This is a genomic window from Nostoc sp. UIC 10607 (assembly GCF_047228265.1).
Classification (GTDB): Bacteria; Cyanobacteriota; Cyanobacteriia; order Cyanobacteriales; family Nostocaceae; genus Nostoc; species Nostoc foliaceum_A.
The window spans coordinates 55,579-69,619 of record NZ_JBIQNW010000016.1 but is presented as its reverse complement, the minus strand read 5'-3'; the positions used below and the strand labels follow the sequence as shown (position 1 = coordinate 69,619).

Below are 14,041 nucleotides of genomic sequence, written 5' to 3'. Positions count from 1 at the left end.
TCATAACTTGCATTGTGTTCCCTGTATAAGGTCTTGTAAAATTTATAGGATAAACTTATCAATTTAATTGATTGATAGTTGATTTATTATCAATTACAGCATAATAATTCCTGATTTTTAACAATTTACTTACTCTAGCTTCTGCTAGTTCCTCCTGATATCAAAGAGATCATTAGAATTGACGAATTCACTATGCGATTCAACGATCATCTGATTAACGTACCTAGCTTAAATCATGTTATTAATCGTTCTCCCTTAACGATTAACTCTGATAGTTTTGTAGTTGAAGCTATTGGCTTGATGAGTCAGGAAAGATGTAGTAATTATTCATCTAAAAATTTAAATTCGACATTAGGTTTAAGCTCTGCAAGTAAACCTTTAACTGGTTGCATCTTGGTTCTGGAAGGAGCAAAAATATTAGGTATTTTTACAGAGAAAGATGTAGTTAAGCTTCTAGCTTCGGGAGTAGACTTATCCACAGTAACAATGGCTGAAGTGATGACGCAGCCAGTAGTTACCCTTAGACAATCAGATTCTAATGATATTTTCATCGCCTTATCGTTATTGCGTCAGCATCAGACTCACTATTTGCCCGTTTTGGACGATCGCGGGCAATTGCTAGGAATCATCACTGAGACTAGCTTGCTACAAGCCTTTGACCTGATAAAAATGGTTGGGGTCATTGAAGGCTTACAGCAATATTTACAAAAATCCCCAGATGAATTCCGACGAGTTAATCAGCCAATTGAGATAGAGCAAGTCCGCTCTCAAACTCAAAACAACTTAAAACTATGGGTTGAGGCGCAATCGGCTGAGATCATGCAAGTTAATCATGAACTTCAGGTAGCCCTCGAAGAACTCCAGGTTGTGGAAGAAGAACTGCGCGAACAAAACGAAGAGTTGGCCGTTGCCCGTGAGCTAGTAGAATTGGAGCGCCAGCGTTACCAGGATTTATTTGAGTTCGCTCCAGATGGTTACTTGGTCACTGATACAGCAGGGGTTATCCAAGAGGCTAACCGAGCAGCAGCAACCTTGCTAGCTGTCCGCCAAAAATATTTGGTAAACAAACCATTAATTTTATTTATTGCTCCCCAAGACCGTCAGACTTTTACCACCCGGTTGAATAATTGGCAGCAGGTACAGGAGTGGGAAGTTTACCTAAAGCCACGAGGAGGTAGAAATTTTCCGGCTAGCATTAGAGCCGCTGCCATGTACGATTCAGAGGGTAAGCAAGTTGGCTGGCGCTGGTTACTCTGCGATATTAGCGAACGCCAACAGGCAAAGGAGTTACTGCGCCAAGTTAATGAGGAATTAGAACAACAAGTGGCGGAACGGACAGCAGAACTTGTTATGTCCAACGTCCTGTTGCAACAAGAAATTACCGTTAGCGAAGCTGCCCAAAGGGAACGCCAACGTGTAGAAGTTGCATTACGGCAGAGCGAAAACCTCTATCGCCAACTCGTTGAAAGCCAAACTGACATAATTCTCCGCATTGATTTGCAAGGACAGATTACCTTTGCCAACGTAGCCGCTTGTCAAACCTTCGGCTGGAAACAAGATGAGTTTTGTGGTCAGTCATTTTTCCCGTTTATTTATCCAGATGACTTACCTGAAGCGATGGAAGATATGACAATTTTAGAATCTTCATTGCATCCCTTGATTAATTGTGAGCGACGTGCATTGACAGCCAACGGTATCCGCTGGTTTCAATGGAATGCGATCGCAATTCATGATGACAAAGGAGAGGTTGTTGAAATACAAGGCGTAGGCAGAGACATTACCGAACAGAAAGCAGCGCTGCACGAACGCCAACTTGCAGAAACAGCACTGCGCCAAAGTGAGAACAAATTTCGCAGTTTTGCCGAAAACACCCAGGTCATCATCAGTATTGCTAGCCCAGATTCATTCCATCCCTTGTACATTAGTCCTGCTTATGAGAAGATTTGGGGCCGCTCTTGCCAAAGTCTTTACGACCAGCCAGACTCTTGGCTAGATGCAATTCATCCAGACGATCGCGATCGCGCCACCAAATCAGTAGAGCAACTACTTAGTACTAAATCTAGTTCAGTAGAATATCGGATTTTGCGACCTGATGGATCGATGCGCTGGATTTGGAATCGGGGCTTTGCTGTCTATGGTGACCAAGGAGAAGTTGACTACTATGGTTGCATTGCCGAAGATATCACCGAGCGCAAACTGGCAGAAGAGGCACTGCGCCAAAGTGAAGAGAAATTTCGCAATTATGCCGAAAACACCCACGCAGTTATCTGGATTGCCAACCTAGATTCATTCCTAACCTTGTACGTTAATCCTGCTTATGAAAAAATTTGGGGTCGCTCTTGCCAAAGTCTATTGGAGCACCCTGAGTCCTGGATAGAGAGCATTCATCCAGATGATCGCGATCGCTTAACCATTGCAGCAAAGCAAAAGTTTATTGATGAGTCCATTTCACTAGAATATCGAATTTTGCGACCTGATGGATCGATGCGCTGGATCTGGGATCGGGGCTTTGCTATGTATGATGGCCAAGGAAAAGTTCAGTACTATGGTGGCATCGCCGAAGATATCACCGAACGCAAACTGGCCGAAGAATTACTGCAAGAAAGTGAAGCGCGATTGAGTTTAGCTACCGAAGCAGCCCAAATGGGCATATGGGATCGGAACCTGATTACCAATACTTGTATTTGGTCTGCCAATATGGGGCCACTTTATGGTCTGCCGAACAACACCTTGTGTCCAACCGTTGAAGACTATTTCAATTTAATCCATCCAGAAGACCGGGAATCTGTGGCTGCGAGTGTAGCTCGGATGATTGAAGAAGGAAAGGGATCTACAGAATATCGAGTTGTCTGGCCCGACGGCAGCCTACACTGGTTAAACTGCAAAGGTCAGGTCTACTATAACGAAATCGGTCAGCCGATTCGGATGATCGGCACAAATAGGGATGTCACTGAGCGCAAGCTGGCAGAACAAAAAATCTTGGAACAAGCCGCTCTCCTTGATATTGCCACCGATGCCATATTAGTTCGAGATTTCCAGTCTCAAATTTTATTCTGGAATAAAGGTGCAGAGCGGATATACGGTTGGCTTTCTTCAGAGGTGATCGGAAAAAACCTCCACGAGATTTTTTACCCAGAAGGAACTCAGCACCAAATAGAAGAACCGCTAAAAAACGTAATTGAGAGTGGCTCGTGGCAAGGTGAGTTATGTCAAGTTACGAAATCTGGTAAGAAAATTATTGTGGAAAGTCGCTGGACATTGATGCGTAATTCTGCGGGAGAACCCAAATCTATCCTGACTGTTGACACTGATATCACCGAAAAGAAACAACTCGAAGAGCAGTTTTTTCGCACCCAGCGATTGGAAAGCCTTGGTACCCTTGCAAGTGGTATTGCCCACGATTTGAATAATATATTGACACCAATTTTGGCAGCGGCTCAATTGGTACAGGGAAATTTTTTCCAAAACGAGGAGCGTTCTGGACAACTGCTGGCACTTGTAGAAACCAATGCCAAACGCGGAGCAGCTTTAGTGAAGCAAGTCTTGTCCTTTGCGCGAGGATTCAAAGGAGAGCAGACAATTATCCAAGTCGAGTACCTGATTTCAGAAATTATCCAAATTGCTAAAGAGACATTTCCCAAATCGATTGAATTTTCCACAGTGATTTCAGAAGACATTTGGGCTGTCATTGGGGACACCACACAACTGCATCAAGTGCTGATGAATCTGGTATTAAATGCCCGCGATGCTTTACCAGATGGTGGCAATATCACAATTTCTGCGGAAAATAAGTTTATTGATGAAGCTTATACCAGAATGAACCTCGATGCTAAAGTTGGGCATTATATTATGATCACGGTTGCCGATAACGGAATTGGCATACCACCAGAAATATTAGATAGAATTTTTGAGCCGTTTTTTACTACAAAAGAGGTAAGTACAAATTCAGGCCTCGGTCTTTCAACAGTGCTTGGCATCATTAGAAGCCACGATGGTTTTATCAAAGTGTCTAGTAATGTTGGTAGAGGCAGCAAATTTGACCTGTTTTTACCAGCAGTGGAAGCAACTCAAGCATTCAAAATAGAAGACAAGGATCTGCTCCCAGGAGAGGGAGAATTGATTTTAGTTGTAGATGATGAAGCCCAAATTCGGGAGATTGCCACAATCATCCTGGAAAACCATAACTATCGAATACTAGTTGCCAGTAATGGCATAGAGGCGATCGCACTATATGCCCAACACAAGCATCAAATCAATGCCGTAGTGATGGATATAATGATGCCAGAGATGGACGGAATCACTGCTATTCGCACCTTGCAAAGAATGAACAAGCAGGTTCAAATTATTGCCTGTAGCGGACTTAACTCAATGGAAGTCTTTGCTCAAGCTGCTGATGCTAATGTGCAAGCAGTTTTATCAAAACCTTATACGGCCAGAGAATTATTGAAAAGTTTACACCACCTATTCAGAGGCTAGTAGCGCTACACCTCATTCGGAATACTCTAAAATCAATGCTTGAGATTGCTTTTCATTGCGATCGCAATGAGGTAATTTTGTCACGTTTTACCCTGCCTTCTGCTGCCTTGCCTGCCAATCTTTGTCTCCTGAGATGGATGGCAGAAAACCGGATCATTGACAAGGTAAAATTAGGACTTAATGCTGGACTATATACTAATGTAAAATGCCGCATATATTACTAGTAGATGATGAAGCACCTCTACGCGAAAGCCTAACTTACACGCTGCAAAAAGAAGGCTATACAGTGACAACAGCAGCAGATGGGCATAGTGCGATCAAACAGTTCCACAAGGAAGTACCGGATGTAATTTTGCTCGACCTCATGCTGCCGGAGGTTGGCGGTATGGAAATCTGTTGGCGAATTCGGGCTTTTTCGGATGTTCCCATAGTCATGCTGACAGCAAAAGATCAAGATATTGATAAAATTTGGGGCTTGGAAGCAGGAGCAGATGATTATGTCACCAAGCCATTCAATACCCGTGAACTACTGGCACGGATAAAAGCAGTGTTGCGCCGTCGTTCTGGGGATTAGTATTAAAGATGGGCTGGTTGCCTCGCATCAAATTAAATTCCATTCATGCTAAATTGCTAGCGACTTACCTGATACTGATCACCTTGGGAACCTCCTTGATGGCAGGCTATATCCTGTGGTCATTCCATGCCTACTTTATGCGATCGCGGCAAATGGATTTGGATAACTGGACAGCTGCTTTGAGCGAAAGTGCAGCAGATGCTTTAGAGGCAAATAATCTGCAACGCGTAGAATTATTGGTGCGGCGGTATGGGGCACCACAAACTGTCACACTTCGTATTTTTAATCAACAAGGTCGTCTCTTAGCAACTTCTGACCCAAAGCGAGACAAACAGGTTAAAGACTGGTACAAAGTTCCCGGAGTATGGGAAGCTCTGCAAAATCGTCCGGGACAAGGGGTCGCAAAAGGAATTTTATCAACTGAAGATCGCCTCTACATCGCTAGACCAATTGTGCGTAACGGTCAGTTTTTGGGTGTGCTGCGAATGTCCATCACTTTAGATCAGCTTCAGCGTCAGTTCGCTAGGGTGATTTGGAGTGTTTTGGGAACGCTGGCGCTGACAATCTTGCTATGTGCGCTAATCAGTACTCGCTTTGCTCGGAGTCTGTCAAAACCAATTGAAACTATGCGGAACTTTGCGATTCGCTTAGGTAGTGGTCATTTTGGTGACAAGCTGATTATCCATGAAAACAATGAGTTAGATCAGTTGGCCGCAGAGTTAAACCGAATGAGTGAACGGTTGGCTTCGCTAGATCAAGAACGCCGGGCTTTTTTAGCAAATGTCTCCCACGAACTCCGCACACCGATCAGCAATGTTCAGGTAACGATAGATGCACTCAGAAGTGGCGCATACGAAGAACCGCAATTGCGCGATCGCTTTTTTCAAACTATTGAGAACGAAATCAAACGCCTAGCACGACTGGTTCATGACCTGCTGGATCTCGGACGCTTGGAAGCAGGAGTTACTCAACTCGAACAGCAGACATTCTCACTGCGCGGTCTGATTAACCGTGCTGTCAGCGCGATGGAACCTCGAATGCAAGCCATTGGCGTATCTGTGCGCCTAAACGTGATTGACCTACAACTAGAAGGCGATCCAGAGCGGCTATTACAAGCTATTTTAAATGTGCTAGACAACGCTATCAAACATTCAGTACCCAATTCTTTAGTCTTTATTTCTGGGTACAGCGAGAGTAAGCAAGCAGTTGTGAAAATTCAAGACCAGGGAACAGGTATTAGTGAGGGTGATTTGCCCCGAATTTTTGAGCAGTTTTATACAACAGACCCCTCCCGTAAAGGCAGTAGTAACGGCCTAGGGTTAGCGATCGCCAAGCGCATTGTAGAAGCCCATAAAGGCAGCATCACAGCCAACAGCGTCGCTAGTCAGGGTGCAACTTTTACGATTTGCCTACCGCTAAAAGCGATCGCAAATGACCCATGAACCATGCCCCATTTCCTAATCGCTTTTAATTCGATGATTTCCTCACAAGTTCCTCAAATTATTTGCCTAAATTTAGAATGTGGGCAAAATCGGCAAAATGGGGTTAATCCAGCTGATGAATACTGTTAGGAAGATTAATGATGAGTTAGCGATCGCTGGACAAATTACACTAGACCAGCTAGAACAAATAGCTAATGAGGGTTATAAGTCTATATTAAACCTACGTTTGCCCGACGAAATAGACTTGCTGGCTAATGAACAGGAGAAAACTGAGTTTTTGGGGTTGTACTACCTTAACGTGCCAACTAAAACTGAAGACATAAATCATGAAGGTATGCTCCAGATATATCAGACCATCACTGAATTACCCAAACCCACTCTGATACATTGTGATAATTCAATTCGTTCAGCCGCAATAGTATTGTTGTATATCGCCATCAAACAGGGCATAACATTTGAAAAAGCGCTGCAAAAAGTTATTACCTTAGGCTTAATATAGTAGGAAATCACATCTGTGCATTGGTGTCAACTTAAGGTGAAAGCCAGCCTAGAAAAAGCTTTTAAACATTTTCTCTTACCTCGTTCCCAGTTGGAGACTGGGAATGCCCGTCGTTGAGGCTGCCGCCTCTCTTGCTGGCGGCAGAGCCGCTTTTAAGTTGCATTTCCAGCAAGAGGCTGGAAACGAGGTTTTAAAGGAGTTTTAGCGCCCCACGGGAATCTAATTTATATTCAAGATTTTGTGAAATGGTATTATACCATTTCACTTTAATAATGATACAAATACGCTGGTAAGGGCATGGCAATGCCATGCCCCTACGAGAAATCTATATGTATCAGGATTTTTGTGAAATGGTATAACATGGTGCATTAGGCACTCATGTCATGTTTTTTAAATTAAATTATTAATTTAAATTTTTCAGCATATTTAAAACTTGAGAAGATGCTTGACCACTAGAGCTAGTCACAGAGGATTTAGTATTTACTTGGTTCTGATTGGTTGTAGATGCAGGCGAGTTTGGAAGATGGTTATTGTCTTTGATTAAACGACTGTAAGTCCGTTGGGGAATGAAATGCAGTGGATTGTAACCAACAAAACGTAAAATCAGTACACAAGCCCAGGAATATCGACCATCGGAAATGGCTTCCATAACTTGGTCTAATTGTTCTGGACTAATGGCTTTTTGAAAATTTTTCTGAGAAGAAGAAATTTGGTAGTTCATAGCTAACCCTGATGTAACTTATCTAAATCGAGGTGTATCAGTTTATCCCACAATATTCTGTTTCCTGAATTGGGTTGAACAGTATATCTGCAATACAACGACGACAGATGATAATTTTGGCAGTGACTGTTTTAAGCTGATGCGCGTCTAAAGTATATAAACACTCTTGATGGTCGTTAACTGTTAACTGTTGACGGTTAACAGTCATCAGTCATTAGGTAAATATACAAATTAAATGCGTAACAGCTTATCAACCTTTAATCTGCTTACATTTGGTTTGATTATGCTAAAACTTGCTGGATTTAATTTATTTATAGGGTGATGTTCTACTGGCGATCGCGCACATTTCACTGTACTGCTTGACCGGGAATAGTGTTTTATGCCTGATTAAGAACTAACTTATATACATAGAATAATCTCTCTTTGCCACTACTCCAGCCAAATTGGCAGTTTTTTGTTTAAATTGGGCATTAGGTTCTCGCACTCCCCCAACTTCCTGATCTCTCTCATCCCATAGATTTGAAGTCCTCACAGCGTTTCATCCCAGAGCTAGAAGCGAGGGGTTTTCATGGTTGTATAGCATTAAAGGGGAAATGTACCTCACAGAACTGGAGAAAAATATGAGGTCGTGACCTAACTAAAGTTCTGGAATTCGTCATCATGTATGAACTAGTTCAAGCTGTCTTCAACGGTGATGAAAAAACTGCTCTACGTCAGTTAATTTATGCGTTGAGTGCTTCAGGGAAGCGTTACTTCCTAAGAAATGAGATTTTGCTCTTCTTTGCCGATTACTGTCATCAATCCCAAAAGCCAGCCTATTTTTATTACTCTTCTTCTGTTGGCAAACTGATCCAGTACACCCACGAAATAATTCTCGAAGAGGAAAGTACCTGGTTCGTAGTTCGTCCCAGGATTGCTAGCGAGGAAGTTTGGCAACTAACAGCCGATTTTAGTAGTTTCGAGCAGATGACGCCTCAAGCGCTGCTAGATGTGAGCGATCGCTTAGTCAATCGTTACCAACCCCACATTCTCGAAATCGACCTCCACCCCTTTTACGAAAGTTCCCCAAGAATTGACGACCCCAGAAATATTGGTCAAGGTTTAGCTTTCCTTAATCGTTACCTGTGCAATCAATTGTTGGCTGACCCCCAATATTGGCTTGAAATGTTATTTCAAGCATTACAGGGGCTGCAACACGATGGAATTCGCCTGTTGTTGAGCGATCGCATTCCCTCAGGGATTCACCTAGCCAAACAAATTAAGCTAGCACTCAAATTGCTGAATCAGCGATCGCCTGATGAACCTTATGAAAAATTCCGCTTTGCTCTCCAAGAACTCGGCTTTGAGCCGGGTTGGGGTAACACTGCGGTGCGAGTCTCCGAAACCCTAGAACTCCTCGACCGACTCATTTACTCTCCAGAACCTGGCATCTTAGAAGCATTTGTAGCCCGCGTCCCCGCTGTCTTCCGCGTCGTCCTGATTTCCATCCACGGCTGGGTTGGACAGGAAGATGTTTTAGGAAGAGATGAAACACTCGGTCAAGTTATCTACGTCCTCGAACAAGCCCGCAGCTTAGAAAACGAACTGCGTGAACAAATCAAACTCGCTGGACTCGATCAGCTAGGTATTAAACCCCATATAATTATTCTCACTCGGCTAATCCCTAACTGTGAAGGGACATTTTGCAACCTGCGCTTAGAAAAAGTTCAAGATACTGAAAATGCTTGGATATTGCGCGTTCCCTTTGGTGAATTCAATCCCGAAATTACTAACAATTGGATTTCTAAATTTGAGATTTGGCCCTATTTAGAACAATTTGCCCTAGATGCAGAAAAAGAATTACTAGCCCAATTCCACGGTAAACCGAATCTTCTTATTGGCAACTACAGCGACGGTAACTTAGTAGCTTTTCTTTTATCTCGCCGGATGAAAGTTACCCAATGCAACATTGCCCATTCCTTGGAAAAACCCAAATATCTATTTAGTAATTTATATTGGCAAGATTTAGAAGACCAATATCACTTCTCGGTACAATTCACTGCCGATTTGATTAGCATGAATGCAGCCGAATTTATCATTACATCTTCCTATCAAGAAATTGTCGGCACACCCGACACCGTAGGGCAATACGAGTCGTACAAGTGCTTTACAATGCCGCAGTTGTATCATGTGGTTGATGGGATTGATTTGTTTAGTCCTAAATTCAACTTAGTGCCGCCGGGAGTAAATGAAAATATTTTCTTTCCCTATAGCCGAAAAAAAGACCGAGATTCTAAACTTTCTACACAAGTCCACGACCTACTCTTTAGCCGCGAAGACCCCCAAATCTTTGGACATTTAGATCACCTTAATAAGCGACCAATCTTTGCCCTTGCTCCCATCACCTCAATCAAAAATCTCACTGGGTTAGCTGAATGCTTTGGCCAAAGTCAGGCGTTGCAAGAGTGTTGTAATCTGATCCTCTTAAGTAGTAAACTGCATCCACATGAAGCTACAAACCTAGAAGAAGCAGAAGAAATTCAAAAACTCCACGACATTATCGATCAATATCATCTCAATGGCAAGATTCGCTGGTTGGGAATGCGTATCCCTAGCAGTGAACTCGGTGAAACCTACCGAGTAGTTGCAGATTCTCAGGGAATTTATGTCCACTTTGCCCGCTTTGAATCCTTCGGTCGGTGTATTTTGGAAGCGATGATTTCCGGCTTGCCAACTTTCGCTACTCAATTTGGTGGCTCTTTAGAAATTATCGAAAACCAAGAAAATGGATTTAATCTTAATCCTACAGACTTACAAGGAACAGCAAAGAAAATTTTAGATTTCCTTGAACAATGTGATACTCATCCTGAACATTGGCACGAAGTCTCAGAATGGATGAGTCAGCGAATTCAGAATAGATACAATTGGCATTTACATAGCAATCAATTACTACTGCTAGCTAAGATATTTAGTTTTTGGAACTTTGTTGCTCCAGAAAATAACGAAGCCAGAGATCGCTATATGGAAACCTTATTTCATCTTATTTATAAACCTAGAGCCGAAAAGATTTTGGAAAAGCACATGGGGACTAATTTGTAATTCGTAATTCGTAATTCGTAATTCGTAATTCGTAATGGGCTTTGCCTTTCGTCAAGAAGCAGGAGGCAGAGCTTCCAAGAATGGTTTCCCAGCCTGGAGGCTGGGAACTAGTCAAAAGACTGATTCATCCACCAAATTTCCCCATTCCCCATTCCCCATTCCCTACTCCCCAATCTCTACTTTATGCAAACAAAAGGTCGTTCTCGCCATTTTATCTACACAGACTGGATATTAATCGAAACCCAGTTTGACCCTGAACAATTGCACTCTAAAGAAACGGTCTTTACAATCGGTAACGGATACCTGGGAACGAAAGGCAGTTTTGAAGAAGGTTATCCTCATGCATTGCCAGCTACTTTTATCCATGGTGTCTACGACGATGTGCCGGTGGTGTACACTGAACTGGCAAATTGCCCTGACTGGCTACCCTTGGTAGTGATTGTAAATGGCGATCGCTTCCGTCTCGATCAAGGTGAGATATTGCGTTACGATCGACAGCTTGATTTACGCCACGGACTTCTTAGCCGTTACTTGCGTTGGCGCTCTCCCAGTGGGAACACCATAGACATCAGCTTTGAACGCTTTGCTAGTCTTGCAGATCAGCATGTGTTGGCGCAACGCTGTCATTTAACGCCAGTAGATTTTGATGGGTTAATCGAAGTTCAGGGAAGTATCAACGGCTATCCAGAAAATCAGGGTTTTAATCACTGGGAAGGACTAGACCAGGGCAAGACTGACCAAGGAATCTGGTTGCAACGCCGCACCCGCCACTCCCGAATTGAACTCGGTATGGGCGCAAGCATGAGAATATCAGGCACTGAAGCATCTTTGCAAGTCAGTACCGCACCTGGTTATCCGACCTTGAGCACGACCTTCCTGGCGAAATCACAACAGACTGTAACGGTAGAAAAAATCGTCACAGTTTTTACCTCGCGGGAGACTGAGACACCAGTCTCAGCAGCTAGAGAAAAACTCGCGCACCTGCCAGACTACGCAACACTACTAAAAGCCAATCAGCAGGCATGGGATGAGGTTTGGCAGCAAAGTGACATCCTGATTGAAGGGGATAGCACAGCTGCTTTTGGGGTTCGCTACAATCTGTTTCAGCTGCTGATTGCTGGGCCACGCCATGATGACAGGGTGAGCATTCCTGCTAAAACCCTTTCTGGGTTTGGCTATCGCGGTCATATCTTTTGGGATACAGAAATTTTTATGCTGCCTTTTTTTCTGTTTACCCAACCAGCGATCGCCAGAAACTTACTCAGTTACCGTTGGCACACCTTACCAGGAGCTAGACGCAAGGCAACTCATTACAGCTATAAAGGAGCAATGTTTGCCTGGGAAAGTGCTGATACCGGAGATGAAGTAACACCACGTTGGGCACTGGGAAATGATTTTTATGGTGAAGACGTGCGAATTTGGTGCCGCGATCGCGAAATTCATATTAATGCAGATATTCCCTACGCCGCTTGGAACTACTGGCAAGCCACTGGTGATGATCAGTGGATGCAACAGCGCGGCGCAGAGATTATTTTGGATGCCGCTATCTTCTGGGGTAGCCGGGTCGAATTCAATCCTGAGTACCAACGGTATGAAATTCGGGGAGTGATCGGAGTGGATGAATACCATGAATTCGTCCACAATAACGCCTTTACAAATCGGATGGCGCAATGGCATCTAGAGAAAGCGATCGCAATCTATGATTGGTTGGCTCAGAAATTTCCCGAACGGGCTACGGAACTAGAACAAAAACTCAAACTTACCCCAGAAGAGCAATCGCACTGGCAAGACATCATCGCCAAAATATTGTTTCTCCATGACCCATTAACAGAACTAATCGAGCAATTTGAGGGATTTTTCCAATTGGAAGATATCAACTTAGCAGATTATGAACCACGCGATCGCTCCATGCAAGCCATCTTGGGTATTGAGAAAACTAATAAATATCAAGTAATCAAGCAGCCAGACATCTTGATGCTCCTTTATTTAATGCGGGAATCAGCAGATTTTCCCTACAACGAAAAAGCATTGCAGACCAACTGGGACTACTACGCACCCCGTACCGATATTACCTATGGTTCGTCTCTTGGCCCAGCAGTTCATGCAATTTTAGCTTCCGATTTGGGCAAATCAACCGAAGCTTACAAACTGTTTATGCAGGCGTTAATGGTGGATCTTGAAGATAACCGAGGTAACACCAGCGATGGAATTCACGGCGCTACTGCTGGTGGTGTTTGGCAAGCTGTAATTTTTGGATTCGGCGGTATTCAACTCACCGAAAATGGCCCTGTAGCCAACTCCCATTTGCCTGATGGCTGGACGCGCCTGAAGTTTAAACTGCACTGGCGCGGGAAATGGCATGAGTTCGATCTACGCAAAGGACAAGTCGCCCAAGATATAACTTGTCAACTAAAATATCTCCAACTTTCCCTCTCCTCAAATCCCCCAGATTTCCTTTCAGAAGCTTCTGAATACCAGACTTATTCTCCTGCTCTCTCAGTCCCCAGTCCCCAATCCCGCAGCGAAATGAACCACAACCCCAACATCCAAGGATTTATCTTCGACCTAGATGGAGTGCTGACAGATACAGCAGAACTTCACTATCTAGCTTGGCAGAAGCTAGCAGATGAAGAGGGTATACCGTTTAATCGAGAAGCTAACGAAGCGCTGCGGGGTGTATCCCGTCGGGCTTCCCTGATGCTGATTATTGGGGATAGAGCGTATTCGGAAGCACAAATCGAGGAGATGATGGAACGTAAGAATCGCTACTACGTGGAATTGATCCAACACATGACACCTAAGGATTTATTGCCAGGTGCGATCGCCCTCTTGGATGAACTGCGGCAAGCTGGGATTAAAATCGGTATTGGTTCGGCTAGCAAAAATGCCCAGACAGTAATCGAGCGATTGGGCATTGCCGACAAAATAGATGCGATCGCTGACGGTTATAGTGTACAGCAACCCAAGCCAGCACCCGACCTATTTCTGTACGCAGCCAAGCAGCTAGGACTCGAGCCAGAGCAATCTGTAGTTGTAGAAGATGCCGCAGCAGGCGTTGAGGCAGCTCTAGCCGCTGGTATGTGGGCAGTAGGACTTGGGCCCGCTGAACGAGTTGGAGCCGCTCATGTTGTTTTGCCTAGCCTAGCAGGCATTACATGGGCAGATTTAAGAGTCAAATTAAGCAATATTGCCAGACAAAAACATTAAACACAGAGCCGCCGAAGTGGAGCAATTAGTGTGTGGGGTGCAAT

General features: G+C 43.9%; 9 protein-coding genes. 6 read left to right on the top strand and 3 right to left on the bottom strand.

Features of this window, described 5'->3' with window-relative positions:
* The first annotated feature begins 192 nt into the window (after window positions 1–192).
* A complete protein-coding gene (locus tag ACEYW6_RS16400) occupies window positions 193–4,476 on the top strand; it encodes a PAS domain S-box protein (RefSeq protein ID WP_412980540.1) in 4,284 nt (1,427 codons plus the stop codon).
* A 52-nt stretch (window positions 4,477–4,528) separates the two neighbouring features.
* On the opposite strand, the gene ACEYW6_RS16395 is transcribed toward ACEYW6_RS16400, so the two are convergent.
* Window positions 4,529–4,690: a hypothetical protein gene (locus tag ACEYW6_RS16395; RefSeq protein WP_412980539.1), complete on the bottom strand. Its 162-nt coding sequence runs from the start codon at window positions 4,688–4,690 to the stop codon at window positions 4,529–4,531.
* Between ACEYW6_RS16395 and ACEYW6_RS16390 the strand changes: the two genes are divergently transcribed.
* The 3 genes from ACEYW6_RS16390 (at window position 4,682) to ACEYW6_RS16380 (ending at window position 6,991) form a co-directional block, all read left to right on the top strand.
* On the top strand, window positions 4,682–5,050 hold the full coding sequence (locus ACEYW6_RS16390) for a response regulator transcription factor (protein WP_196513358.1): 369 nt from the start codon (window positions 4,682–4,684) through the stop codon (window positions 5,048–5,050). The genes ACEYW6_RS16395 and ACEYW6_RS16390 overlap by 9 nt on opposite strands.
* An 8-nt stretch (window positions 5,051–5,058) precedes the next feature.
* On the top strand, window positions 5,059–6,492 hold the full coding sequence (locus ACEYW6_RS16385; RefSeq protein WP_412980538.1) for an ATP-binding protein: 1,434 nt from the start codon (window positions 5,059–5,061) through the stop codon (window positions 6,490–6,492).
* Window positions 6,493–6,607: 115 nt separating this feature from the next.
* A complete protein-coding gene (locus ACEYW6_RS16380) occupies window positions 6,608–6,991 on the top strand; it encodes a beta-lactamase hydrolase domain-containing protein (RefSeq protein ID WP_412980591.1) in 384 nt (127 codons plus the stop codon).
* A gap of 403 nt (window positions 6,992–7,394) precedes the next feature.
* Here the strand turns inward: ACEYW6_RS16380 and ACEYW6_RS16375 are convergent, their stop codons facing one another.
* Window positions 7,395–7,712: a HetP family heterocyst commitment protein gene (locus tag ACEYW6_RS16375; protein ID WP_190897170.1), complete on the bottom strand. Its 318-nt coding sequence runs from the start codon at window positions 7,710–7,712 to the stop codon at window positions 7,395–7,397.
* 37 nt (window positions 7,713–7,749) lie between these two features.
* Window positions 7,750–7,920, bottom strand: a complete 171-nt coding sequence (locus ACEYW6_RS16370) for a hypothetical protein (protein WP_412980537.1) — start codon at window positions 7,918–7,920, stop codon at window positions 7,750–7,752.
* A gap of 452 nt (window positions 7,921–8,372) precedes the next feature.
* Between ACEYW6_RS16370 and ACEYW6_RS16365 the strand changes: the two genes are divergently transcribed.
* Both ACEYW6_RS16365 and pgmB read left to right on the top strand, forming a co-directional pair.
* The gene (locus tag ACEYW6_RS16365; protein WP_412980536.1) at window positions 8,373–10,790 is read left to right on the top strand and encodes a sucrose synthase; all 2,418 of its coding nucleotides are present in this window, start codon (window positions 8,373–8,375) and stop codon (window positions 10,788–10,790) included.
* Between the two features lie 183 nt (window positions 10,791–10,973).
* On the top strand, window positions 10,974–13,997 hold the full coding sequence (pgmB, locus tag ACEYW6_RS16360; protein WP_412980535.1) for a beta-phosphoglucomutase: 3,024 nt from the start codon (window positions 10,974–10,976) through the stop codon (window positions 13,995–13,997).
* Window positions 13,998–14,041 lie beyond the last annotated feature (44 nt).